This window comes from Sphaerospermopsis reniformis (assembly GCF_005402885.1).
Lineage (GTDB): Bacteria > Cyanobacteriota > Cyanobacteriia > Cyanobacteriales > Nostocaceae > Sphaerospermopsis > Sphaerospermopsis kisseleviana.
The window spans coordinates 1-24,260 of sequence record NZ_BJCE01000065.1; the positions used below are offsets into that span (position 1 = coordinate 1).

The 24,260-nt window shown below is 39.1% G+C and carries 16 protein-coding genes and 1 pseudogene; 13 read left to right on the plus strand and 4 right to left on the minus strand.

All coding sequences use genetic code 11. From position 1 onward, the window contains the following. The first annotated feature begins 26 nt into the window (after window positions 1-26). The 4 genes from FFR48_RS11380 to FFR48_RS11395 all read left to right on the plus strand — a co-directional run bounded on the left by FFR48_RS11380 (window position 27) and on the right by FFR48_RS11395 (window position 11,684). Complete coding sequence (locus tag FFR48_RS11380; protein ID WP_236104053.1) at window positions 27-5,795, plus strand: putative Ig domain-containing protein; 5,769 nt, start codon at window positions 27-29, stop codon at window positions 5,793-5,795. Beyond that, window positions 5,789-10,537: an RHS repeat-associated core domain-containing protein gene (locus FFR48_RS11385; RefSeq protein ID WP_137667442.1), complete on the plus strand. Its 4,749-nt coding sequence runs from the start codon at window positions 5,789-5,791 to the stop codon at window positions 10,535-10,537. Before FFR48_RS11380 ends, FFR48_RS11385 begins: the two co-directional genes overlap by 7 nt. 458 nt (window positions 10,538-10,995) lie before the next feature. Beyond that, window positions 10,996-11,262, plus strand: a complete 267-nt coding sequence (locus FFR48_RS11390; protein ID WP_137667443.1) for a hypothetical protein — start codon at window positions 10,996-10,998, stop codon at window positions 11,260-11,262. Beyond that, window positions 11,259-11,684 (plus strand): type II toxin-antitoxin system VapC family toxin, encoded by a 426-nt coding sequence (locus FFR48_RS11395; RefSeq protein ID WP_137667444.1) that lies wholly within the window; start codon window positions 11,259-11,261, stop codon window positions 11,682-11,684. The genes FFR48_RS11390 and FFR48_RS11395 overlap by 4 nt, the downstream gene beginning before the upstream one ends. Before the next feature lie 366 nt (window positions 11,685-12,050). On the opposite strand, the gene FFR48_RS11400 is transcribed toward FFR48_RS11395, so the two are convergent. Both FFR48_RS11400 and FFR48_RS11405 read right to left on the minus strand, forming a co-directional pair. Further along, a complete protein-coding gene (locus tag FFR48_RS11400) occupies window positions 12,051-12,320 on the minus strand; it encodes a putative toxin-antitoxin system toxin component, PIN family (protein WP_201277607.1) in 270 nt (89 codons plus the stop codon). Then, on the minus strand, window positions 12,304-12,537 hold the full coding sequence (locus FFR48_RS11405; protein WP_236104054.1) for a hypothetical protein: 234 nt from the start codon (window positions 12,535-12,537) through the stop codon (window positions 12,304-12,306). The genes FFR48_RS11400 and FFR48_RS11405 overlap by 17 nt, the downstream gene beginning before the upstream one ends. Before the next feature lie 169 nt (window positions 12,538-12,706). On the opposite strand from FFR48_RS11405, the gene FFR48_RS11410 reads away from it, so the two are divergent. Continuing rightward, window positions 12,707-12,910, plus strand: a complete 204-nt coding sequence (locus FFR48_RS11410; protein ID WP_137667446.1) for a type II toxin-antitoxin system HicB family antitoxin — start codon at window positions 12,707-12,709, stop codon at window positions 12,908-12,910. 476 nt (window positions 12,911-13,386) lie between these two features. On the opposite strand, the gene FFR48_RS11415 is transcribed toward FFR48_RS11410, so the two are convergent. Continuing rightward, entirely contained in the window at window positions 13,387-14,220 is an 834-nt protein-coding gene (locus FFR48_RS11415; protein ID WP_137667447.1) for a DUF4351 domain-containing protein, read from the minus strand. Between the two features lie 214 nt (window positions 14,221-14,434). Here FFR48_RS11415 and FFR48_RS11420 point away from each other — a divergent pair, with 214 nt between their 5' ends. The 4 genes from FFR48_RS11420 to FFR48_RS11435 all read left to right on the plus strand — a co-directional run bounded on the left by FFR48_RS11420 (window position 14,435) and on the right by FFR48_RS11435 (window position 20,034). Next, the gene (locus FFR48_RS11420) at window positions 14,435-15,172 is read left to right on the plus strand and encodes a phycocyanobilin:ferredoxin oxidoreductase (RefSeq protein ID WP_137667448.1); all 738 of its coding nucleotides are present in this window, start codon (window positions 14,435-14,437) and stop codon (window positions 15,170-15,172) included. Window positions 15,173-16,249: 1,077 nt separating this feature from the next. After that, a complete protein-coding gene (locus FFR48_RS11425) occupies window positions 16,250-17,689 on the plus strand; it encodes an HlyD family efflux transporter periplasmic adaptor subunit (RefSeq protein ID WP_137667449.1) in 1,440 nt (479 codons plus the stop codon). A gap of 308 nt (window positions 17,690-17,997) precedes the next feature. Next, window positions 17,998-19,152: an ABC transporter permease DevC gene (gene devC, locus FFR48_RS11430; RefSeq protein ID WP_137667450.1), complete on the plus strand. Its 1,155-nt coding sequence runs from the start codon at window positions 17,998-18,000 to the stop codon at window positions 19,150-19,152. Between the two features lie 141 nt (window positions 19,153-19,293). After that, the gene (locus tag FFR48_RS11435) at window positions 19,294-20,034 is read left to right on the plus strand and encodes a DevA family ABC transporter ATP-binding protein (RefSeq protein ID WP_137667452.1); all 741 of its coding nucleotides are present in this window, start codon (window positions 19,294-19,296) and stop codon (window positions 20,032-20,034) included. Window positions 20,035-20,051: 17 nt separating this feature from the next. Here the strand turns inward: FFR48_RS11435 and FFR48_RS11440 are convergent. Next, window positions 20,052-20,900 (minus strand): annotated as a pseudogene (locus tag FFR48_RS11440) (hypothetical protein). 281 nt (window positions 20,901-21,181) lie between these two features. Here FFR48_RS11440 and FFR48_RS11445 point away from each other — a divergent pair. The 4 genes from FFR48_RS11445 (at window position 21,182) to FFR48_RS11460 (ending at window position 24,197) form a co-directional block, all read left to right on the plus strand. Next, window positions 21,182-21,961 carry an HAD family hydrolase gene (locus FFR48_RS11445; protein ID WP_137667451.1) on the plus strand — a complete coding sequence of 260 codons (780 nt, stop codon included), beginning with the start codon at window positions 21,182-21,184 and terminating at the stop codon, window positions 21,959-21,961. Between the two features lie 639 nt (window positions 21,962-22,600). After that, a complete protein-coding gene (locus tag FFR48_RS11450) occupies window positions 22,601-22,939 on the plus strand; it encodes a Mo-dependent nitrogenase C-terminal domain-containing protein (RefSeq protein WP_096567611.1) in 339 nt (112 codons plus the stop codon). Window positions 22,940-22,961: 22 nt separating this feature from the next. After that, on the plus strand, window positions 22,962-23,234 hold the full coding sequence (locus tag FFR48_RS11455) for a cupin domain-containing protein (protein WP_096567613.1): 273 nt from the start codon (window positions 22,962-22,964) through the stop codon (window positions 23,232-23,234). 345 nt (window positions 23,235-23,579) lie between these two features. Next, window positions 23,580-24,197 carry a creatininase family protein gene (locus FFR48_RS11460; protein ID WP_236104055.1) on the plus strand — a complete coding sequence of 206 codons (618 nt, stop codon included), beginning with the start codon at window positions 23,580-23,582 and terminating at the stop codon, window positions 24,195-24,197. Window positions 24,198-24,260: the final 63 nt, after the last annotated feature.

Consider the following 24,260-nt stretch of genomic DNA (forward strand, 5'->3'; position numbering starts at 1 on the left):
CAACTTATCGTTACTCTGATGCAGAAATGTGGCTCGATCCAGGAGAATATTGGTTAATTCTGCAAGGTAATGGAGCAGAATACTGGACTGATGGCAGTAATGATTATAAGTTACGAATTGTTACTCCCCAACTGAAAACTAATCCCTATACTGTTGGCACGACGATCGCCGCTAATATTACCGAAGCAGGTGAACAGAATACTTATACCTTTACAGGTGAAATTGGTCAGCAACTTTTCCTTGATGCCTTTGCAGGTGATCCTAATATTTCAATTAATCTTTATAGTCCAACGGGTCGCTTATTACGAAATTCTGATGTCCGTAGTAATATTGGCCCAGATGGTGGCTATACCCTCAATGAAGCAGGCATTTATTCCTTAGTCATTGATGGAATTCGGGATTATACGGGTAATTATAGTTTCCGTTTATTGGATAAAGCGAAGGCAACTCGAATCAGCTTCGATCAGGATATTACAGGGACTTTTGCTAATAGTGGCTTAGATTCTCAAATCTATCGCTTCACTGTCACAATGGATCAGTATCTCTATTTTGATGCTCAAACAGGGGATAGTGCGAACCAGTGGATTTTATACGGCAATGGCGGTCAATTAATTACTTATACTAACCTGTCAAATGATCAGGAATTTTGGCTAGGTAAGGGTGAATATTTGTTAGTTGCTCAGGGCAATGGTGGAACTAATTTAGGCTATCAGTTCCGTCTCGTTACACCTGATTTAATTACCAATAGTTTAACCTTAGGTTCTCAAGTGAGTGGCATTATTGCCGAAGCGGGTGAACAGGATACCTATACCTTTACAGGTAGCATAGGTCAAAAATTATTCTTTGATGCGTTGGTTGGTAATAGCAACATTAAAACTCGACTCTATGCCCCCAGTGGTGTTTTAATTCTCGATAAGGATACTAACGCCGATTGGGGAGCCTTCAATTTAGGAGAAGCGGGAATCTATCGCTTAGTAATTGATGCCAATGGTGAGACAACAGGAAATTATAGTTTTGTATTAAGCGATCGCGGTCAAGCTCCTGTTGTAACGTTAGGTAATGTAATTACGGGACAATTGGAGCAGGGTAATCAGGTCAAGCTGTATCAAATTAGTGGCAAAGCAGGACAACAACTTAATTTTAATTTAACGGCAAATGAATGGAGTGGGGCCAATTGGGTTTTATACGATGGGAGTGGAGGAATTGTCAAAGCTCCTAATAATAATAATCCAGATTTCATCGCTACTTTAGTAACAACCGATATTTATACCCTTGCAGTTATTGGTAATAGCACCAGTTCTGTTAATTACGCTTTCCAAGTAACTGATACTACACCGACTTCTATAACTACTACAGGTCTAAATACAACGGTTCAAAGTGGGTTGATAAATGCTCAACAGAGCTTTGAATATAACTTTAGTGCAAATGCAGGCACACTCATTTTCTTTGATAGTCAAGATTCTAGTTATAATTCTTACACTTATTATCAACTTTATAATCCTGACGGAACCCTTGCCCTAAATGGACAAGATGACAGAAATATTCGTTTTATTTTCCTTGAGCAATCAGGAAGTTATAAAATTAAATTCAAGAATGATTACTCTGCCAATAACTATCAATTTGCTCTTTTAGAAGTTCCCAAAACCCTTAGCTCTCCCAATACTCGTTATTTAGAGATTGGCGGTATTGTTGCAGGTTCAATTGATGGGCTAACAGATAAGTTCTACACCTTTAGTGGACTTGCAGGACAAAAGGTTTTCTTTAATGCTTTCTATGGAGATGGGATTAGCGTTAGTTTATACGACCCTAATGGCAAGCAATTATTTGCCAACTCTGGTAATTTAAGTTGGTGGGATGATGGCTCGCCTTTGACTCTAGTTGAAGATGGTCTATATCAAGTTCTGGTTAGTAACAGATGGGGTAATTCTCGTGATTATGCTTTCCAAGTTTTAGACCCAGCTAATGCTCCTCAAATAATCTATAATTTGCCAGTTACAGGCTCAATTAATAACGGTCAACAAAGCCAACTATTTAAATTACAGGCAACAGCCGGTGAAAGACTCTATTTTGATAATTTAGGTTGGTCGGCATCAAATCAGCCCTGGTGGTATTACCAATACTATCATTGGAAATTATTTGGTGCTGGTAACAATCAATTATTTGATAATTATCAAAATACTGATACAGAAATTGTTATTCCTGAAACAGGAGACTATTATCTCCTATTACAAGGTGGCCCTGATGGTAGCAAGGTTGACTACAATTTCCGAGTGACTCGGATTGGGGCTAAACCTACCGATATTCTTACCCCTGGAGCAGGGGAAACCGCTAATAACAATCCTGACCAATTAGGTTTCTTCCCCGTCAAAATTGGGGTTAAAGATACTCAGGGCGGGACGGCAATCCAAGACTATCAGATTCGTCTCTGGGCTGATCCTGAGAATAGCAATCCTGTAATTATTAGTGAGCCTGAAAAACGTTTCGCGCTTGATACCAAAGCTTATCGCTATCAACTCAAGGCCATTGATGGCGATGGTGATCCATTGGTTTATCGCCTCTTAGATGCACCCGTCGGAGCATTCATTAATAATACATCAGGAGAATTACTCTGGTTCTCAGATGCCACTGTCCAAGCTGGATCACAGGCAACTTTTACCGTTGAAGTCAATGATCGTCGTGGTGGTTGGGATCGACAAACTTTTACCGTTGATGTATTCGGTCAACTGGGAACCATTCGCGGGGGCGTATTTGATGACCTTAATGGCAATGGTTTCCGCGATACCAAACTTATTCAAGGGGATAATCCTGCTGTAATCTTTACTATTGATGTTTCAGGAAGCACTGCTGCTCCCTTCCGAGGTAAGGGAGAATATGAAGACATTAAAACTGTTGTAGATGCTCAAGTTGCGGCTGCCCAAGTGTTGTTAGATGCCATTATTGCCCAAGGTGCTGGCGATCGCGTCAAAATTGGCTTGATTATCTTTGGTTCCGATGCTCTGATCCAAGATTTAGATCCAACGACTGCTGGCTTACAGGAATATACAACGGCGATCGCGGATGCGGATTATGATGGTGTTTATGATATTCGACAAATTTTAAAATCCCTAACTCCTGGCATGATTCAGGGAGGAACGGATATTCATACAGCCCTCGACAAAATTGATGCTTTATTCGATGTCTTACCAGGTGATCCAAACTTCATTTTCATGTCCGATGGTTATGATGATGGATTTGACAAAAACCGAGCTAAAGCTACCATTGATGACCTCAAATCCAAAGGCGGGAATATTACAGCTTTTGCGATCGGGGAAGCAGCTACAACTGAAAACCTAGAAGCCATTGATCCAAATGCCATTCAAGTCATTGATTTTGATGAGCTTTATAACATCTTCTTTGGCTTTGATGATCGTTATGCCCTGGAACCTTGGAAACAAGGAGTTACCGTTTATTTAGACTTGAATAATAACCAAGTTCTTGATACTGAAGAACCCTTCCGTATTACCAAAGATGACCAAACGTTTAATACCTTGGGAAATATCAAGTATTACTACACCTTTGATAATCTCATTCCTGGTAATTACACGGTGCGGGTGGAAGTCCCCAATGGCTCAAATCTAACGGCTCCCCCTGCTAATCAATTACCGATCATTGACACAGTAACGTTACAGGGAGAAACCTTTAGTCATCTTTTTGGCCTGAGTAAAATTGCCGAACCACCTAACCAATCGCCAATTTTTCTTTCTACTCCTCCCAATAATTTACAACTTCGAGCAGGGGAAGTTCTCAAGTATGATGCCAATGCCCGTGATGCCAATGGTGATCCTCTTACCTATCAATTAACCTTTGCTCCTGAAGGGATGACCATTGACTCTGAAAGTGGCATAGTGGTCTGGATTCCTACTAAACAGCAGGTTGAAAAAGCCTATCAAGAACTGCAACAAATCAATCAAGCGGCGATCATCCGTGGCCGTTATGATTTAGTGTTGCCCCATCCTCTCTTTAATGTTCTGGTAACAGCAAAAGATGGACGGGGAGGATCAGCGTTACAATATCTCACCTTTGAACTGCTATCTGACAATCATGCCCCTCTCTTTACTTCCCTGGTTCCTGACAATGCCAAAGCCCAGAGAGGTAAAACTTTCCAATTCCAAGCTACTGCCATTGATGCTGATAACGACACCCTAACCTATAGTTTTAACAATAGTACGCCTAACGGAATGACTATTGATGCGACAACTGGTTTAGTGACTTGGACTCCTGATGATACCCAACTCGGAGCTAATCAATTTACAGTCAAAGTAGAAGACGGCAAGGGTGGCCAAGCCTTCCAAACTGTCACCCTCACGGTTAATGCTGCCGATAATAATCAGGCTCCCATCTTCACCTCTACCCCTCGCACCACTACCCGCATCGGTAGTTCCTACTTCTATCAAGTTGAAGCCACAGATCCCAATGGAGATGCTTTGACCTACAGCCTAGTTAAAGCTCCCACAGGCATGACCCTAGAAAAAGGATTAATTAGTTGGCAACCCACCGCCGCTCAAGCTGGACAACAAACCGTTACCATCCAAGCCAGCGATGGAACTCTTACAACGGAACAGACCTATCAAATTACCGTTAGTCATCAAGCCAGCAATCGCGCTCCTGTTATCACTTCGGCTCCTAACCTAACGACCAATATTGAACAAATCTATACCTATAACCTGACAGGCCAAGACCCCGATGGCGATTTAGTCTTTTGGAGTTTGGATCAAGCCCCATCCGGTATGGTATTGGATATTCAGACGGGTGCATTACGTTGGCAACCCCAAAGCAATCAACTCGGTCAGCAGGAAGTTACTGTTCGCTTGTTGGATTCCTACGGCGACTACAGCACCCAAAGCTTTACCCTGAAAGTCAATGGAGCCAATAGCCCCGCCAATATTCTTTCTAATCCGATCACTCGTGGGGCAATAGGTCAAGCCTATACCTATACAGTGGTCGCAGTTGATCCTGAAAATAGCCCTCTTACCTATAGTTTAGGTCGTCGTCCTAATGGCATGACCATTGATGCAAAGGGCAAGGTACAGTGGACACCGACTCAGGTAGGTAGCTATGACATTGATGTTTCGGTAACGGATAATCAGGGAGCCACCACCACCCAAACCTATCGCTTAGAAGTGGGTAGTACAGCTATTAACCACGCTCCTAATATCACTTCAACACCTGGTTTTGTGGCTAATGTGGGCAGTGCTTATCAGTACCAAGTGGAAGCTAAAGATCCCGATGGACAAACTCTGCGTTACCAATTATTAGAATCGCCCCAGGGCATGACCATTGATGCGGCCAGTGGGCTTTTAAGTTGGACGACCCCAGTTAACGGCAATTACCAAGTGGTGGTAGCGGTCTTTGATACAGAGGGGTTAGGTGTTACCCAGGGCTATACCTTAACAGCGAAGACGAATAGTTTGCCCGTCATTCGTTCAACGCCTGGATTAGAAGCGGTTCCCAATCAAATCTATCGTTATAATCTTCAGGCAGTTGATCCCGATGGTGACTCCCTAGGCTATAGCTTAGATACCACGTCCCAGGCTTTGGGAATGACCCTAGATACCCAGGGACGTTTAAGCTGGACTCCCAATAATAGCCAACTTGGCGATCATGCCGTTATCTTAACTGTTACCGATGGAGCAGGAGGGACAACCCAACAAACCTTTACCCTAAAAGTTACGGCGGACACAACGGCTCCCCAGGTTCGTATTAATCGCAGTCTTAGTTTGATTAATCAAGGTGAAACTGTAGTTTCCAAGTGGTAGCAACGGATAATATCGGCATTGCTAATCTGCAATTGTTGATTAACGATACGCCTGTGGTGATTGACAGTAATGGAGTTGCTAGTTTTACTGCCACGACAACGGGGGTGATTACGGCTAAAGCAGTGGCATTAGATGGGGCGGGTAATCGCGGTGAGGCAACCACAACGGTTAATGTTTTAGACCCAACAGATACAGAAGCCCCAACGGTAAACCTGGATTTATCGGGAATTGTGAATGGTGAAATTACCGCTCCTGTAGAGATTAAGGGCAGTGTTAATGATACGAATTTGGCTTACTACACTTTGGAAGTGGCTCCTGCCGATGGTAGTCAACCCTTTAAGGAAATGTTCCGAGGTACAAACACGGTTAATAATGGCGTTTTAGGGGTCTTAGACCCGACCTTGTTAGCCAATGATACTTATCAAGTCCGTTTAGTTGCCTATGACGTTAATGGGGCGGGCAATAGTGTTTCCCAATTATTGGATGTTAAAGGAGATTTAAAACTTGGTAATTTCCAACTTTCCTTTACAGATTTAGAGATTCCTGTTTCGGGTATTCCGATTACTTTGACTCGTACCTATGACACTTTAATTAGTAATAGTCAGGAGGATTTTGGTTACGGTTGGCGGATGGAATTCCGTAATGCAAGTGTGCGAACCAGTCTGCCTAAGGATGAGCTTTATCAAGAATTAGGTCTCCGTAGTGTTGGCTTTAAAGAAGGCGATTCGGTTTATATTACCTTGCCTGGTGGTAAGCGGGAACGGTTTACTTTTAAGTTACAAGAAATGAAAGTAATGGGAATTCCTCTCAGTGCTTTTCTAGGACGTAGGACGTTATACAAACCTACGTTTGTAGCTGATAAGGGTTCTACTAGTACCTTGAGTGTTGACACTGCCGGCATTGTTTTGATTAAAGGAGACAGCGATCGCGTTATTCCCCTTAGTGGAGGTTCTGCTTATAGTTATTACAATCCTCAAGATTGGGGAAATACTTACAAATTAACGACTAAAGAGGGCGTAGTTTATAACATTGACGCGACAACAGGCGATATTAATACCATTACCAATCGCAATGGGGATGTTCTCAACTTTAGTGATGGGGGAATTGTTAGCAGTAATGGGCAACAAGTCACCTTTGAACGAGATGCCCAGGGGCGTATTGTGGCGGCCATTGATCCGATGGGAAATCGAGTTAGTTATCAATATGATGCTAATGGTGATCTCGTCAAGGTAACGGATCGGGAAAATAACACCACAACTTTTGAATACAATGGACAACAGGCTCATTATCTGGATAAAATTATTGACCCCTTGGGTAAAACGGGAGTCAGAAATGAGTATGACGAAAATGGCCGTTTAACCAAAGTCTTTAATGCTTTAGGGAATAGCGTTCAATTGGAATATAACCCCGATAATTCCCTTTATACAACTAAGGATGCTTTAGGGAATGCGACTACCTATGAGTATGATGTGCGGGGCAATGTTATTACCGAAGTAGATGCTAAGGGTGGCATTACTCGTCGTACCTACGATGAAGATAATAATCAACTGAGTGAAACCAATCCAGAAGGTGAAACTAGCAGTTCTACCTATGACAGCAGTGGCAATAAGCTAACGGAAACCGATGCTTTAGGTAACGTGACTCGCTATACCTACAATGCCAAAGGTGATCTGTTAACGACGACGGATGCTTTGGGTAATACGGTAACAAATACTTATGACAGTAATGGCAATCCTACGGCAATTTCTGGGTTAGCTAATGGCCCCATTAATTTAACCTATGGTGCAGGCGGTTTATTAACGACTTTAACCACTGCGGAGGGAACCACAACCTATGAATATGATGGACGGGGCAATGTCACGAAAGAGGTTGATCCCCTCGGTCACGAAACCACCTATACCTACGATGGTAATGGGAATCGCCTCACAGAAACCCGAAAATTAACGACTGCGGCAGGGGTAAAAACCCTGGTGACCACAACGGAATATAACGCTAAAGGGGATGTGATCAAGGTTACGGATGCTTTGGGGAATGTGACTCAAACCTCCTACGACGCTAACGGTCAGAAAACCCAGGAAATTGATGCTTTGGGACGGGTGACAAAATATGTTTATAGCGATGCTGGTCAACTTTTAGAAACCATCTATCCCGATGCGACACCCAATAATGACAGCGATAATCCCCGCACTCGCAAGCAATACGATGCCGCTAATCGGGTGATTGCGGAAATTGATGAATTAGGACGACGGACTGAGTTTCAATATGATGCTTTGGGACGCTTAACTTTTACGTTATTCCCTGATTTAACGCCCAATGATGCCAGTGATAATCCTCGGAAAGAAAGCCGTTATGACCAGGCGGGTCGGGTCATTGCGGAAGTGGATGAACGGGGCAATATTACTCGGTATGAATACGATGCGTTGGGACGACGCACAAAGACGATTCTGCCCGATGGCACACCGAACAATGATAGTGATAATCCTCAGATTGTCGTCACCTATGATGCCCTGGGTCGCCAACTGACTGAGACTGATCCCTTGGGTCGTACCACTCAATATCTCTATGACAGTTTAGGTCGCTCGATTGGTCAGATTTTCGCGGATCAGTCAGACATTTCGACAACCTATGATTTGGCGGGTCGGGTTGTGGCCAAGACCGATCAAATGGGTAATAAAACCCAGTATGAATATAATGCGGTGGGTCAATTAACGGCGGTGATTGATGCGCTGAACCAACGCACGGAGTATCAGTACAATGAACTGGGTAATTTAATTAGTCAAAAGGATGCTCTAAGGAATATCACTCGCTATGAGTATGACGTTTTAGGGCGACGGATTGGGACGGATTTACCCTTGGGTCAAGAGGCGACTATGACCTATGACGCGGTGGGCAATCTTCTGAGTACGACAGACTTTAATGGAGAAACGATTCATTTTGAGTATGATGAGCGGAATCGTTTATTAAGTCGGATTTTCCCTGATAACAGTCGGGTTGCCTATACCTATACGCTGACAGGTCAACGGGCTACGGAAACATCGAGTTTGGGAACGATTACCTATAGCTATGATGTCCGCGATAATTTGCTATCGCGTGTGGATGCCGATGGGGTTAAGATTGAATACAGTTATGATGCGGCCAATAATCGCACGGTGGTTAAGGTTCCTTCAGGACAGACGAGCTATAGTTTTGATGAGCAGAATCGCCTGAAAACGGTGACTGATCCGCAAGCGGGAGTAACAACCTATACCTATGATTTGGCGGGCAATTTAATTAAGACGACTTTAGCTAATGGCACAACGGAAACCCGTGAGTATGATTTGCTGAATCGCTTGCTCTATCTACAAAATGGCAATAGTAACGGGGTGATCAATAGTTTCCGCTATACCCTAGATAAGGTGGGAAATCGGTTAGCGATCGTTGAGCAAGATGGTCGTCAAAGTAACTATCAATATGATGCTCTCTACCGTTTACTACAGGAAGAAATTATTGACGGAACTACTCGCACGATTAGCTATACCTATGATGTGGTCAGTAATCGGTTAACTCGCAATGATTCTTTGGAAGGGAATACTACCTATGAGTATGACGGCAATGATCGCCTATTAAAAGAGGTAACAAACGGGGTCACGACGACCTATACCTACGACAATAATGGCAATACCTTAACTAAGACTGTCGGCACGGCAAAAACGACATATCAGTGGAATGTGGAAAATCGCTTAGTGGGTGCGGATACCGATGGTGATGGTGTGAATGATGTCACCAATGAATACGACGGGGATGGTATCAGGATTCGTCAAACGGTGGCGGGGGAAGAAACCCGTTTCTTAGTGGATAAAAACCGTGATTATGCTCAGGTGTTGGAGGAATACACGCCGAGTAAGATTATTAAGGCGAGTTACATTTATGGCCATGATTTGATTTCTCAGTTACGAGATACTGAGCGTTCTTTTTATCATGTGGATGGGTTGGGCAGTACCCGTGCTTTGACGGATATTAATGATTTATTGACGGATGCCTATGCCTATGAGGCGTTTGGGGAGATTATTAAACAGTTAGGGAATACGCAAAATTCCTATTTGTTTGCAGGGGAACAACGCGATCCAAATTTAGGTTTGGATTATTTGAGAGCAAGATATTTAGATGCCACTTCGGGGCGTTTCTATGGACGCGATCCTTTTGAGGGAATTATTAACAATCCTATAACATTAAATAAATATGTTTATGCAGGATCAAATCCACTAATTTTTATAGACCCTAGTGGACGAGTTTTTGATCTAGTGGGCTTATTAGTTGGAACTAATATACAAGGAATGGGAAGAAGAGAAGAGGCACGCGAAAAAATCATTTTTGCACACAGTGCCTTAAAACGTGCTTGTGAAGCTACTCATACAATTGTATCTGGTTTACATAAGCATCATGCAATACCTCAGTTTGTTGGTGGAAAAAAAGGTAAAGATCCATCTCTGTTAATAGAAATGGAAGAAATAGTTCATGTGAGACTCCATACCCTTCTTGATTTGGTTTTACAATTTGAAGGTTTCCATGGACGTTCTGATAAAATTGGTCAGTCAAAATCTTCTTATTATAAAAATCTTTATAAAAATTCACAAAATGCTAAAGCGGATGTATTTGATATTTTGCTGAGTGTCGCAGAAGCTTTTGACGACCTTTGTGATAAATCACCTGGTGTTAAGGGCAAGTTAGCTGCTAAAGTCAAAGCTCTGAAAAATACCTATTGACAAAAGGAAACCTACTATTTCCACACAAACAATATTCCCTTTCAAAATTAATTAACATCATTATCGTTTAATTTTTTGGGCTGGGTTCCTTAACTCAAACTGCGAGATATACTGAGTTGATTTTGGTTGGTGCGATCGTTGTTGAGAAATAAGTGCAATCGTTTTTTGTAATGATGAGTGCGATCGTTTGTTGGTGAGGTTGAATGCGATCTGTTTTTGAGAGTGCGATCGTTTTTCGGTTGGGTTGGAGGGTGGCATCAAGGTTTGTGAGAGGGCGATCTGTTTTTGAGGGTTGGAGGGGGCGATCTTTTTTTTGAAAGTTGGGATGGCGATCATTTGGAGGAGGTTAACAGGGCGATCAGTTTTTGAGAGTTAGAGGGGGCGATGCTTTCGGCAAGTTTAGCGATTTCCAATTTTAAACTATAATCAAAGATGTTGAGTTATCCCATAAGGTTACAATGCTATCCATCAATTTAGATCGGGAAACAGAAAACTATTTAACAGAAATCATTTCAGAAGAGAATATCACCTCAGAGGAACTACTCAAAAAACTGATTTACGAACATTGGCAAAACTTAAAACCGCGTAAAACTTTGTTGCAACGTAGGGGAGAACATCCTCAGCACCTTTTAGAAAATGCGCCCCCTGATTTATCATTGCGAGAAAACCGTAAAAAAATTGTTGCAGAACATATCCAAAACCATCATCAGAAACATCATTTATGACACATTATCCTCCCAAAATTATTACAGATAGCAGTATTCTGGTTGCCTATTACAGTGCCCAAGATAATTATCATCAGGATGTCGTCAACTTTTTTGAAAAATGTTCCAGCGACTTGATTACAACGGTTGCTTGCATAACAGAAGTCATGTATCTTTTAAGCCGTGATTATCGAACACAAAACGAATTTTTAAGTGATTTATCTCATCAACTTTATCAATGTATTCCTCTTTTACCACAGGATTTTGCTAGAATCAGACAACTCAATGAACAATACGCTGACCTACCGGGAGATTTTGCAGATCTGTCCTTAATTACTATTTCTGAAAGACTTAATATTTCTGCAATTATTACCTTAGATAGTGACTTTGATATTTACCGTCGTTATCGAAAGGAACCCTTTGAACGAATCTATTTAGAATAATAAAAATTTATTTAGAATTTAACCCAGTTGTTTGATGGGCGAGTATCTTTTGAGTCCAGAAGTGCGATCAGTTTGTGAGAGTATAATACTGTTGGGGGAAGGTTAGAAAGGCGATCATTTATCGGTGGGGTTGAGGGCGATCAGTGGGGAAGTGCGATTTTTGAGATTTAGAGACAGCGATCGCTAACTTACTTGAAGTTAAAAAATAAAAATTAATTTAGCTTATTCTACTTCTAGAAACTCTTTAACAGTAACAATAGAAATTCCAAGAAATGGATTCAAAATTAATAAATCTTGATCTCCACTCACAATAAGCTCGGCATCGCCATTAACGGCCAACTCTAAAAATTTATCATCCTTCGCATCTCAACAAATAGTAACCGTCTTATTGATTTCAATGAAATGAACTAATTCACCTAACCAAATTAGGAATAAATCTCTTTTAACTGAAGAGACATATCGTTCAAACTTTGGCCTTGTTAAAACCTCTGTTATTTCTTGCCAAATAGATTGGGACATTAAGACAGTTCCTTGATGTCTTGCTTTATCTAATGCCCGACGAGGTTGGCTATTTTTAAACAACAAAGCACTAACAATAATATTGGTATCCAACACATAGTTAGGGAGATTCTTCATTCAGAATTGTCTCCAAAATTTCTGGTGTCAAACCTCTAGCAACTGCCCTATCACTAATTTCATCCATCAATTTACCAAGAAAATCAACGTCCTCGTTGACATCCTCTCTCAAAAAAATACTAATCAGAGTTGATAAAGATGATTTTTTATGCTCCGTAGCTTTTTGATAGGCTTGAGCAACATTAGGACTAACTTTGATCGTAATTTCTTCACTCATCTGCATAATCAGAACTTGTTGATAGCATTTCTATTATTTTAGGATAACGGATTCGGCATTAGGCGATCGCTTTTTTTGAAGTTTGGAGGGTGCGATCATTTTTGTTGATGGAGTTAAAGAGCGATCTGTTAAAATTTGAGAAGACAAATAAATCTAAATGAGGAAAATAATGAAAATCAAAGCGATTATTCATCCTGCCGAAGAAGGAGGTTATTGGGCAGAAGTTCCTGCGCTCCCTGGTTGTATCACAGAAGGAGATAGTATGGATGAAATTATCAATAATATTCAAGATGCCATACAAGGTTGGTTAGAAGTAGCTAACGAAAGCCAAAAACCAGATTTTACCTCAAAAGTTATTGAAATAGCCGTATGAAATCAATCTTAGGGAAAAAACTATGTAAGATTGTTGAGAAAAAAGGCTGGATTCTCAAAAAAATTATAGTGCGATCGCCTGATATTGTAGGTTGGGTTGACAACGGAAACCCAACACCATCCCCCCATTATTTTTCATGTTATTGTGTTGGGTTGCACTTCGTTTAACCCAACCTACAGATTATTTTATGAGTTATTCCATGCCAACATTATAATCAAAAGCGATCGCCTGATATTGTAGGTTGGGTTGACAACGGAAACCCAACACCATCCCCCCATTATTTTTCATGTTATTGTGTTGGGTTGCACTTCGTTTAACCCAACCTACGCATTATTTTACTACTGACAAGTAGTTGAATATGATATGAGCGATCGCGCTGCTTAATTTTTTAGGGTTGGCTATTATTCCTCTACTGCCAAAAGCCAGATATTTATCAAATATTCTGACTCCTGTATGCGTTTAGCAATGCTAAACCCCTACTCACAATTTTCACTTAACCAATTCCTTAAATCACCTTCAGTTTTAAAATCTAATAAAGCTTCCCCCAAATCTTCTAACTGTGTAAAAGATAAATCTTGAATTTGATTTTGAATTTCTGTACCTATTTTTCCTAAATGACGCTGAAGCTGACGCATAATTAACTTCACTTCCGAGCGTCTTCCCTGTTCTAAACCTTCTCTAACAATTTTTTGATAAACTACAGATTCTTGCATAATATCCTCCCGAAAATAAGCACTGATGATATCTGTATCAAATTTAATTCCAGCTAAAAGTTGCACACAAGCGGAAATGTTAATTTTTTGTCTTCTGTCTTCTATTATATTTACTTTAGCTGCAACTTGTTCTAATATTATACTAGAATTATCAGCTTTGGCTAATACTGCTAAGGGTAATAGTTCGGTCGTTGCTAATAATGGTTCAGGTTCACATTCCCAAATTCTGATCACTCGATAACGGTGAAAAGTATTGGTAGCTCTAAATTCATTAATAAATACATCTTCTGATATGGTTGGTTTTAAGAAAATAACAATTTGCTCAATCTCAATATTATATTGACGATATAATCTCACCCAATAATCTAACATCCGTAAAGGTATGGGTGGTTTTGATTGGGGAATGGTTTGAAACTCTAAATGAATGATTTTACTGCTGGTTTTTAAGAAAAATAGTCCATCCACCCGAATGGGTTCTAAATTTAATTCTGTTTTTAATATTTCTGGTGTTTCGGAAATATTTGCACCAAGCAACCATTCAACAATTGCTTGCGGATATTCTTCAATTAAATATTTCAGAGTGCTGTCGTAACTCATATCTAATATGTTTTATGTTCTATGTTTTTTATTTGTGTTTTTTGATTAATTTGATACTAGCTTGAATTTACTGTCTGTGGCAACTAAATTACCAAAAATCATCAAAATGTTATGTATATGATGCTATTGATGATTTATTTATAATTCTTAATACAAATAAATAACCTGACTAATTGTAAACTAGATCATAAATTACATCGTTGACATAAAAAATATGACCTCCATTTCTACCCCATCCCTACGTGAACAACAACATCCCTTGATTTGTAAACTAGCTGATACAATTGAAGCAGCTTGGCATAAATACCTAGACTTATCACCCTATCATTTACCTGCGGAATTAGGATATGTAGAAGGTAGACTAGAAGGGGAAAAACTAATTATAGAAAATCGTTGTTATCAAAGTACCCACTTTCGTAAAATGCACTTGGAACTAGCAAGAGTGGGAAATATGTTAGATATTTTGCATTGTGTGATGTTTCCCCGACCAGAATATGATATACCTATGTTTGGTTGTGATTTAGTTGGAGGTAGAGGTCAAATTAGTGCTGCGATCGCTGACCTTTCTCCTGTTAACTTAGAACGGATTTTACCAGAAGGTTATAATTCCCAACTGAAAAATTTAACAACAATTAACTTTTCCCAATCCCGTGATTTACCAGAGTGGGGAAATATCTTTTCTGATTTTTGTTTGTTTATTCGTCCCAGTTCTTTAGAAGAAGAAAGCTTATTTTTGGGAAGAGTAAAAGACTTTTTAGATATTCATTGTAGTCAAGCGATCGCATCTATTCCCGTAGCAGCAGAAAAAGTACCTGTAATTATTGCCGGACAACATAATTATTGTACAAAACAACAACAAAATGATAAAACCCGACGAGTTCTAGAAAAAGCTTTTGGTGAAGATTGGGCAGAAAATTACATGACTACGGTATTATTTGATTTACCACAATAAGTCAGTAATCAGCTATCAGTAATCAGTAATCAGTAATCAGTTATTAGTTATCATCGAATAGCAGTAAGAGCAGGGAGCATCCCAAATGTGTCAGTTTATTTTAAGTTTATTTTTATCTAAACAATAGAAAATTACCCCTCGCTTGATATGATTGAACCGCAAAGAACGCAAAGAACACAAAGAAAGATGTTAGAGAATTTAGCGCAGACTCATCAAGAAACAGTATAACAAGGATACAGAGTTTTGTTAAATTACACCAGTGTTAATCAGAGCAATTTACAGACTATGATTGATTGTTTTCAGGTTCTTGCGGATCATTGACTGCTGACAGATGAATGCTTACAGCAGTTTTCATGTCTTTAGACCACAGTAAGGGCGAAGCATTCGGATGATAGTCTTAGATAAAAACCGATAATTAATTGTCCGAATGCTGATGCTTCCAGCACGCTTCGCGAACGCCCCTACATTGTTCACGCGAAACTTAAATCAAAATGTGGTTTATTTACCTGAAAATAGCTGTAATTGAAAAATTTTTAAGACTCCCTATCTGTAAGCTTCGTTACGTTTTTTCATCACTAATAAATGTAGAATTTATTTAACTAAAGTTAAATGGGAGTTTAAAATCGGTAGAAATAAAAGTAGCGCATCATATATTATCAGGAAATTACCAAAAATATTTGTTGTTTTGTTAGATGTAAACAAATAAATTGGTTCACAGGTTAACAATTCAGTTGTTAACAATTCAGTTAAGAAAACATTGATATTAGGAATTTTCTATTTGATATAGGGGTATGTAACACTTCTTCATACCCAGATCCCTGACTTCTAATATCAATTCTTAATTTATTTTTGCGTGATTATTATTAGCGCATTTATTCCATATTGCTGGGATAAATCATCAGCAATAAAAAATATTTGCTTAATATTTGCTTATCTGGGTGCTGAATGTGGTGAATTAAACAGTGCGAATTCCTGTAATTTTTTGTGCAATCACAACTTATATTTTACCAAATCAACTGAGGCTAATTTGCTTTTTTACTTTCACAAATCACAAATTAGATAAAAGGGCAACATATCATGTCAAGGGTGACTGAAAAGCCAAAGTTAACAGAATCGGCACTAGAAAAATCTCAAGTTTGGTTGAAAGTTGCTATAGCCTTACCAGTAGCGATCGCCGCTGGTGTTCTAGGTACAGCCAGAATTGAACAATTAAAAAAACTAACTTCCTCCGTATCCATAGCTCCTACTCCCAGTAGTATTAGTGCTGTGGGCAGATTAGAACCGCGAGGAGAAGTAATTAAAATAGCTGCTCCCAACTCAGGACTATCAGCAGGTTCACGAGTACAACAACTATTGGTAAAAGAAGGACAAAAAGTACAGCAAGGTCAAGTTATTGCCATTTTAGACAGCCGCGACACCAATATGGCCGCAGTCGAAGAAGCAAAAGCCAGACTACAAGAATCTCGTGCTAATTTAGCCCAAGTAAAAGCTGCTTCACCAAGAGATATTCAAGCTCAAACAGCGGTCATTTCTCGTTTACAAGCACAGCTAGAAGGAGAAAAACAAGCCCAACAAGCGACTATTGCCCGCATCGCAGCCGAATTAAGTGGGGAAAAAATCGCCCAAACTGCCACAATTAAACGTCTAGAAGCCGAACTCAGTGGACAAAGAGATAGTTTAAGAGCCACAATTAACCGGGTACAAGCTGAACAGCGCAATGCTCAAGTTGATGCCGGACGCTATGAGTTTTTATATCAACAGGGGGCTATTTCCCAGCAAGAAAGGGATAGAAGACGTTTGAGTGCTGTCACCGCTACTCAGCAACTGCGGGAAACTCAAGCTAGTTTGAGACAAGCACTAGGAACACTACAACAACAAATTGCTGAAGCTAGAGCTACTCAAATCCAAACTATCGCTACTTTACAGCAGCAACTGATCGAGGCTACGGCCACCCGCGACAAAACTGTGTCCACATTACAAAGGCAAATTGACGAGGAAAGAGCGAGATTAAGCAGGTTATTAGATGTGCGTCCTACTGATGTACAAATGGCACAAGCTCAAATTAGTAATGCGATCGCCTTTGTCAGAAAAGCCCAAGCAGAACTGCAACTAAGTTATGTCAAAGCCCCAACCCCTGGCGAAATTTTAAAAGTTCACACCAAGTCAGGGGAAGTCATGAGTACAAATGGCATTGCGGAAATTGGACAAACGGATCAAATGTTTGTCATTGCTGAAATTCCCGAAGATAGTATTGGTAAAGTTCGTGTTGGTCAAAGTGCGACTATCACCAGTGATAACGGCGCATTTAGCGGGCAAATCAAAGGCAATATCACAGAAATTGGCCGAAAAATCGGTAAAAAAGATGTACTGAATACAGATCCAGCGGCAGATATTGATGCCAGAGTCGTAGAAGTCAAAATTTCTCTTTCTCCCGCAGATAGTCAACAAGTTTCTGGTTTAACTAACGCTAAAGTGATTGTGGAAATTAACACAGATGACATCACCAAAACCAGGTAATTTGAAATTAACTTGATGGTAATAAAACTGGGAGCATCCCCATAAAAGAAAAAATCAACACAGCCACACCAAAAACTCTCTAAAACTCTCTTACCTTTGTGTCCTTTGCACGCCAGTTGCTACAAGTCGGCAGAGCCGCCCAACGCACTGGCTCGTCTTTGCGGTTCAATCAAATTCAGCCAAATTCAGCATGGAATAATTTTCTGTTATTAGATAAAAATCAACTTCCACATTTGGGATATTCCCATAATACCTGGAATTGATTCATTTAATTAATCCCAAATCCAACATCTCCAATCCAAAATTAAATGACTCAAAAAATACCTCTATCTTGGCTACAACTGACAAGAGAAAAAACTCGCCTAGCTGTGGCTTTATCAGGTATTGCCTTTGCTGATATCTTGATGTTTATGCAGCTAGGTTTTCGGGATGCACTATATTACAGTAACGTCAGAATGCACAGCAGTTTAAAGGGTGACATTGTTGTAATTAACAATCAATCTAATGCTGTATTAGCAATGAAACCTTTTTCCCAAAGGCGATTATATAAAGCTTTAGATGTGCCAGCAGTGGAATCAGTGCATCCGATCTATTTAGACTATACCACTTGGAAAAATCCTATTACTGGTCGCCCTCGTAGTATCCTAACTTTTGCCTTCAACCCAGAATTTAATGTTTTTGATTTGCCCGGAGTAGAAGAAAATATCAATAAATTGAAAATGCCAGATGTGGTATTATTTGACCGTTCTTCTAGGGTAGAATATGGATCAATTGCTAGTGATTTTGAACAGGGAAAAAATGTCACAGCAGAGGTGAGAAGACGACGAATTAAAGTAGCAGGATTATTTACTTTAGGAGCATCATTTGGCGCAGATGGCAATTTAATTACCAGTGATGTCAACTTTTTGCGAATATTTAATAATCGCCAAAGGGGATTAATTGATATCGGGTTAATTAGATTAAAACCTGGTTCAGATGTCAAGCAAGTGGCTGCATATTTGCGGACTTATTTACCTACAGATGTGAATGTTTTCACTAAAGAAGAATTTATTGATTTTGAAAGAAACTATTGGGCAACGAGTACCGCTATTGGTTTTATTTTCACTTTAGGGACAATTATGGGTTTTATTGTGGGAACTGTAATTGTTTATCAGATTTTGTATACAGAAGTAACAGATCATTTATCTGAATATGCTACTCTCAAAGCCATAGGTTATACACAAAATTATTTATTAACAGTCATTCTGCAAGAAGCTTTTATGTTAGCAGTTTTAGGATACATTCCTGGATTTGCTTGTGCTTTATTTCTCTACCAAGTTGCTAGAGATGCCACACTTTTACCAGTTTTTATGAGTTATTATCGGGCTATTATGGTACTAATATTAACTATTTTAATGTGTTTTATTTCTGGTGTAATAGCCATGAGAAAATTACGCTCCGCTGATCCTGCTGATATTTTCTAAAGTGGAAGGCAGGAGAGGAGAATTTTAGATTTTAGATTTTAGATTTTAGATTTTAGATTGGAGATGACAAAAACAATCCAAAATCCTTTCATCCAAAATCCTTTCATTGCATCACCAATCACCAATTACCAATCACCTATGATGAACACTTCAGAACCAGTAATTGCCATTAAAAATATCAACCATTATTATGGTCGAGGGGCGCTGAGAAAACAAATTTTATTTGATATTAACCTAGAAATATATCCGGGAGAAATTGTCATTATGACTGGTCCATCAGGTTCAGGTAAAACCACATTACTAAGCTTAATTGGTGGGTTGCGGTCTGTACAAGAAGGAAGCCTGAAATTTTTAGGTAAGGAACTATTTGGCTCTAGTCAAAGTCAATTGGTACAGAGTCGGCGTAATATAGGTTATATTTTCCAAGCTCACAATTTACTCGGTTTTTTAACTGCTAGACAAAATGTGCAAATGGCAGTGGAATTAAACGAGGGTATTTCTCAATTCCAAGCTATTAAAAAATCAGAAGCTATGTTGGGGGCAGTGGGGTTAGCTGAAAGGATGAACTACTACCCAGACAATTTATCTGGTGGGCAAAAACAAAGGATAGCGATCGCCCGCGCCTTAGTCAATCAACCTCCATTAGTTTTAGCAGATGAACCAACGGCAGCATTAGATAAACAATCAGGACGTGATGTGGTAGAAATCATGCAGCGTCTAGCAAAAGAACAAGGAACGGCAATTTTATTAGTTACCCATGATAACCGCATCCTAGATATAGCTGATCGTATCGTGGAAATGGAAGATGGTCTGTTAACTCGTGATGCTCAAAATATACCTATCAGCCACAAGGTAGGTCCGCAAGTTTCAGAGTCTCACTAACTAAACTGTTTACTGAGTCAAGCCTTAGCTTTTCCAGTTGTTTTTTTTGGTGGTGGAGGAACAGTTGGCTTTCCTGTTGGACCCTCTGAAGGTGCAGCAACATTTGGTTGGCGAGTAGTACGGAAAGTAACATTTACCCCTTCATTGGATTGTTCCAAAACCAGCAGGGGTGTGGGTTTAGCCTTTTGATCCCAGTGCATATAGACAATCCTACCCTGAATCGTTGGCTGTCATGAGTCGTCATCATCTCTAGGACTCAGATAAGTTTCTATACAGTCCATAATTTGGCTAATAGTCGTAGAAGTTGCCTGTGTTGGTAACTTCATTAACCGAATTTGAATCCTAAACAATACTCGCTTGACAATATTAGGTGGTACACCAGTTTCATACTCAACATCAAAAAGCTGGTCTACCTGTCTACCAGTGCTGCTGGCAACTCCTACTTGTCCCTGTTGAGACTGGTCTAGGCGCAGTGCTAAAGAAATTTTATCTTTGATTTTGATTTTAATTTGATTAACAATCGCAAAATAAAATACTTCCTCTGACATCCGCATTCGCAGATAATCAAGGTTAAAGTCCCGCGAGTGGACTAAATCCGGGTTGGTTTCCATGTTGCGAATGGTTTCCAGAGCCAATTTTAATTTTTTTTCTAGTTCTCGCGTGCGAAATTTTTCAAATTTGATGCTTTTTTCATATTTATGGATTAAAACTTGTCCATAAATAATTACACCGATTAGTCCTAACAGCAGTCCTCTACTGGCATACATGAATAAGGATGATGTTGGAGACTCATTGGCTGGTACTTATTGAATTGCCTTTATAGTTTTAGCTTTTGAAGACTGGGCTAGAAAGATGGTACTGAGCATGGTTAGCAAATTAAAATATTTTACTGATAATGTTTAGGATGCCCAAATATTTGGTAAGCTGTTGTGCATTTAATTTGTATAAGTGGAACAGGCATCTTGCCTGTTAAACAAGAGTTCAGAATATTAGACCTGTCCGAAAATTAAATATGCGTTTTCTAAAACCCTTGTAGAGACGTTCTATAGAACGTCTCTACATTAATTCCCGGAAATGTCTATTAGGATTATACAATTTAGCTATTATCAATCTTTTTTACATCATATTCCTTGATTGTCATTTTTCTATGTACAGACACATTAGCAATTCTCATGAGTGGAAGAATATACGTCTCGTAGCCACAGATATGGATGGAACTTTGACTCAAGAGGGAAAATTCACCTCCTCACTGTTGCAAGCTTTAGAGAATTTAGCAGCTACAGGAGTTAAGGTATTGATTGTCACCGGTCGTTCAGCTGGTTGGGTCAGTGGACTCAGTAGTTTGATGCCAGTTGCGGGTGCTTTAGCAGAAAATGGGGGTTTGTTCTATTCATCTCTTAAATTAGAACCACTAACTTTAACACCTATTCCTGATTTAGCTCAACATCGTCAGGACTTAGCTACAACTTTTACCAAATTACAAAGTCAATTTCCGCAAATTCAGGAATCTGCTGACAATCGGTTTCGTGTCACTGATTGGACATTTGATGTTGCTGATTTGACATTAAATGAATTGCAATATCTCAGTAACCTTTGTCAACTTGAGGGTTGGGGATTTACTTATAGTAACGTCCAATGTCACATTAAACCACAAGCACAAAATAAATCTGCGGGACTGTTACAAGTGCTACGCGAATACTTCCCAGAATATTCACTAGAACAAGTTGTTACTGTAGGTGATAGTCCCAATGATGAAAGTTTATTTGATAGTCGTTATTTTCCTATTTCTGTAGGTGTGGCAAATGTGATGAAATATGCCAATCAGTTACAGTATCAACCTACTTATGTAACTAATGCGGCTGAAGGAGCAGGATTTTTTGAGTTATCTAGTTATATTTTGCAAAGCTTGTCAACGTCAAAAAGTTAGATGATTCATAGTAATAATTCAGCAATCAGTAAATTGCTACGCCATTTACAGATTACTGATAGCTAAATTTTTACACCTATTATAACATATTTTGTGTTTTATAAACTAATTTTACCAGTCTGTTAGTTTGTTCTTATCAAAGAATTTCTTGCTACTAGTTAGATAATATCTAGGTTAACTCATGTAACATATATAACATTTTTAGGCTAGAATTTGATTTAAAATCAGTGAAAGTCATTGCTGAATATTGATAGACGCTCGTTATAGCAACGCTCAACCTATATTTTGATGAGAACAGTGACAATTTGCAACACTGTATAGTTTTCCCACCAAGCTTTTGGGATTGATATATGGGATCACAATATTCGATATCAGTAATTAATAAGTTAAGGTAATACCATTTTTATTATTTCTTTGCTATTTTGTATTTAACGGGACAGTTATTCAACACACCGTGAGTTTAAATAGCAATTAATTAAGGAATTTATCTGCCTATTACTTGTAAGATATTCCAATTGCAATTTTTTGATCTAGAATTACTAAGGCAACGCAGATTTCTGTAAGATTTTGCATGGTCATCAGCCAAAATGGCAGAAGTTTATCAAGTTTATCAATTTAAAGACAACAGGATGTAGAACTATGATCACCACAAATTCTCAATCTATCATTTTCCCTAACTTGATTAGCCAGATCGAAGCAACCCAACAAACAAGTCATAAATCTGATTTACTACAACCAATACGTCAATGGTTAGATGAAATCGAATTTCACAATCGTCAACTAGCGAAATTGATCGCTAAACTGATTCCTGCTCAATGTCCCTTTGAACGTGATATTGTATTTTTCGGTCGCAAAATTGCCCACATTCCCCCTATGTGCAAACTCAATCCCCTATACGAACAATTTGTAGGCTTGCGTTTTCGCGCATTGTGTTATTTAGTAGATGAATGTGGCGAAGATATTCAATCCTACTGCTAAATCACCCTAGATACAACAACAAATGGAAATTAAGATCGAGCATCAACCGAGTCAAGAGAGCCTCAATCAGTTAGGTGTATACAAATGGGCAATTTGGCAAAAAGAAGTTTCCAAATTCCCTTGGACTTATGATTCTGAAGAAACTTGTTACTTTTTAGAAGGCGATGTAGTTGTTACCCCTGATGGCGGACAACCAGTGCAAATGGGTAAAGGAGATTTAGTAACATTTACTGCTGGGATGTCTTGTACATGGGAAATTATCAAAGACGTAAAAAAACATTATTCCTTTAATTAATTCGGCACTTCTGCACCAAGAGTCAAGATTTATGATCTTTGTCTCCTGGTATAGTTGACGATTTACAAAACAAACATTTCATCATTTACTTGGAGTAAGTCTTGTCTGGAGATTCGCAACGAGTTTGATTAACTCCAGTTGCAATAATTTGCAAATTGTAAATTCAAGTTGTCAATTGTTCAATATTTTCATCACTTGTTGCGACTCCCAAATAATTACCCAAATAATTACAATTACAATTACCAGTTAAAAGTTAAAGCTTAAAAATCATTTGTAAAAATATTCATCAATCAGGAATAACTGATATATAATTATATTCTCCTATTTACATAAGATTTACACAAAATGTTATTACATCTCAGCACCTGGCCAGAAGTTGAAACTTATTTACAACAATCTCAGGGAATTATTATTCCCATTGGTTCAACTGAACAACATGGACCTACTGGTTTAATTGGAACTGATGCGATTTGTGCAGAAGCTATATCTCGTGGTGTGGGGGAAACAACATCAGCGATGGTTGCACCAACAATTAATGTCGGTATGGCATTACATCACACTGCTTTTCCCGGTACAATTAGTTTACGTCCTAGCACTTTAATTTTAGTAATCAAAGATTACATTACCTGTTTAGCAAAAGCTGGTTTTACAAAGTTTTATTTTATTAATGGACATGGTGGAAATATTGCTACTTTAAAAGCTGCTTTTTCTGAAACCTACGCACATTTAGAAGATTTACAAATTCAAAACTACCAAAAAGTACAATGTCAAATTGCTAATTGGTTTATGTGTGGTTCTGTATATAAACTAGCGAAAGAATTGTATGGGGATCAAGAAGGTTCTCATGCTACCCCTAGTGAAGTTGCTGTTACTAAATATGTCTATCCAGAAGCTATTAATCTAGGGAAATTGGTGTTTTACTCCAGTCTATTTGTTGATAAATTTGGGGATAAAAGAAGTTGATAAATTCTGGAAAGTATTTTTCTATTGCTCCTTTCCATGCTTGATCATAATTGGCTGTTGTTT

Bases quoted from the DNA above. Each gene is read 5' to 3' on its own strand.
- FFR48_RS11380 (WP_236104053.1), top strand. From the start codon at position 27: ATGTGGCTCGATCCAGGAGAATATTGGTTAATTCTGCAAGGTAATGGA.
- FFR48_RS11390 (WP_137667443.1), top strand. From the start codon at position 10,996: ATGCTATCCATCAATTTAGATCGGGAAACAGAAAACTATTTAACAGAA.
- FFR48_RS11395 (WP_137667444.1), top strand. From the start codon at position 11,259: ATGACACATTATCCTCCCAAAATTATTACAGATAGCAGTATTCTGGTT.
- FFR48_RS11400 (WP_201277607.1), bottom strand. From the start codon at position 12,320: ATGAAGAATCTCCCTAACTATGTGTTGGATACCAATATTATTGTTAGT.
- FFR48_RS11405 (WP_236104054.1), bottom strand. From the start codon at position 12,537: ATGAGTGAAGAAATTACGATCAAAGTTAGTCCTAATGTTGCTCAAGCC.
- FFR48_RS11410 (WP_137667446.1), top strand. From the start codon at position 12,707: ATGAAAATCAAAGCGATTATTCATCCTGCCGAAGAAGGAGGTTATTGG.
- FFR48_RS11415 (WP_137667447.1), bottom strand. From the start codon at position 14,220: ATGAGTTACGACAGCACTCTGAAATATTTAATTGAAGAATATCCGCAA.
- FFR48_RS11420 (WP_137667448.1), top strand. From the start codon at position 14,435: ATGACCTCCATTTCTACCCCATCCCTACGTGAACAACAACATCCCTTG.
- FFR48_RS11425 (WP_137667449.1), top strand. From the start codon at position 16,250: ATGTCAAGGGTGACTGAAAAGCCAAAGTTAACAGAATCGGCACTAGAA.
- devC (WP_137667450.1), top strand. From the start codon at position 17,998: ATGACTCAAAAAATACCTCTATCTTGGCTACAACTGACAAGAGAAAAA.
- FFR48_RS11435 (WP_137667452.1), top strand. From the start codon at position 19,294: ATGAACACTTCAGAACCAGTAATTGCCATTAAAAATATCAACCATTAT.
- FFR48_RS11445 (WP_137667451.1), top strand. From the start codon at position 21,182: ATGTACAGACACATTAGCAATTCTCATGAGTGGAAGAATATACGTCTC.
- FFR48_RS11450 (WP_096567611.1), top strand. From the start codon at position 22,601: ATGATCACCACAAATTCTCAATCTATCATTTTCCCTAACTTGATTAGC.
- FFR48_RS11455 (WP_096567613.1), top strand. From the start codon at position 22,962: ATGGAAATTAAGATCGAGCATCAACCGAGTCAAGAGAGCCTCAATCAG.
- FFR48_RS11460 (WP_236104055.1), top strand. From the start codon at position 23,580: ATGTTATTACATCTCAGCACCTGGCCAGAAGTTGAAACTTATTTACAA.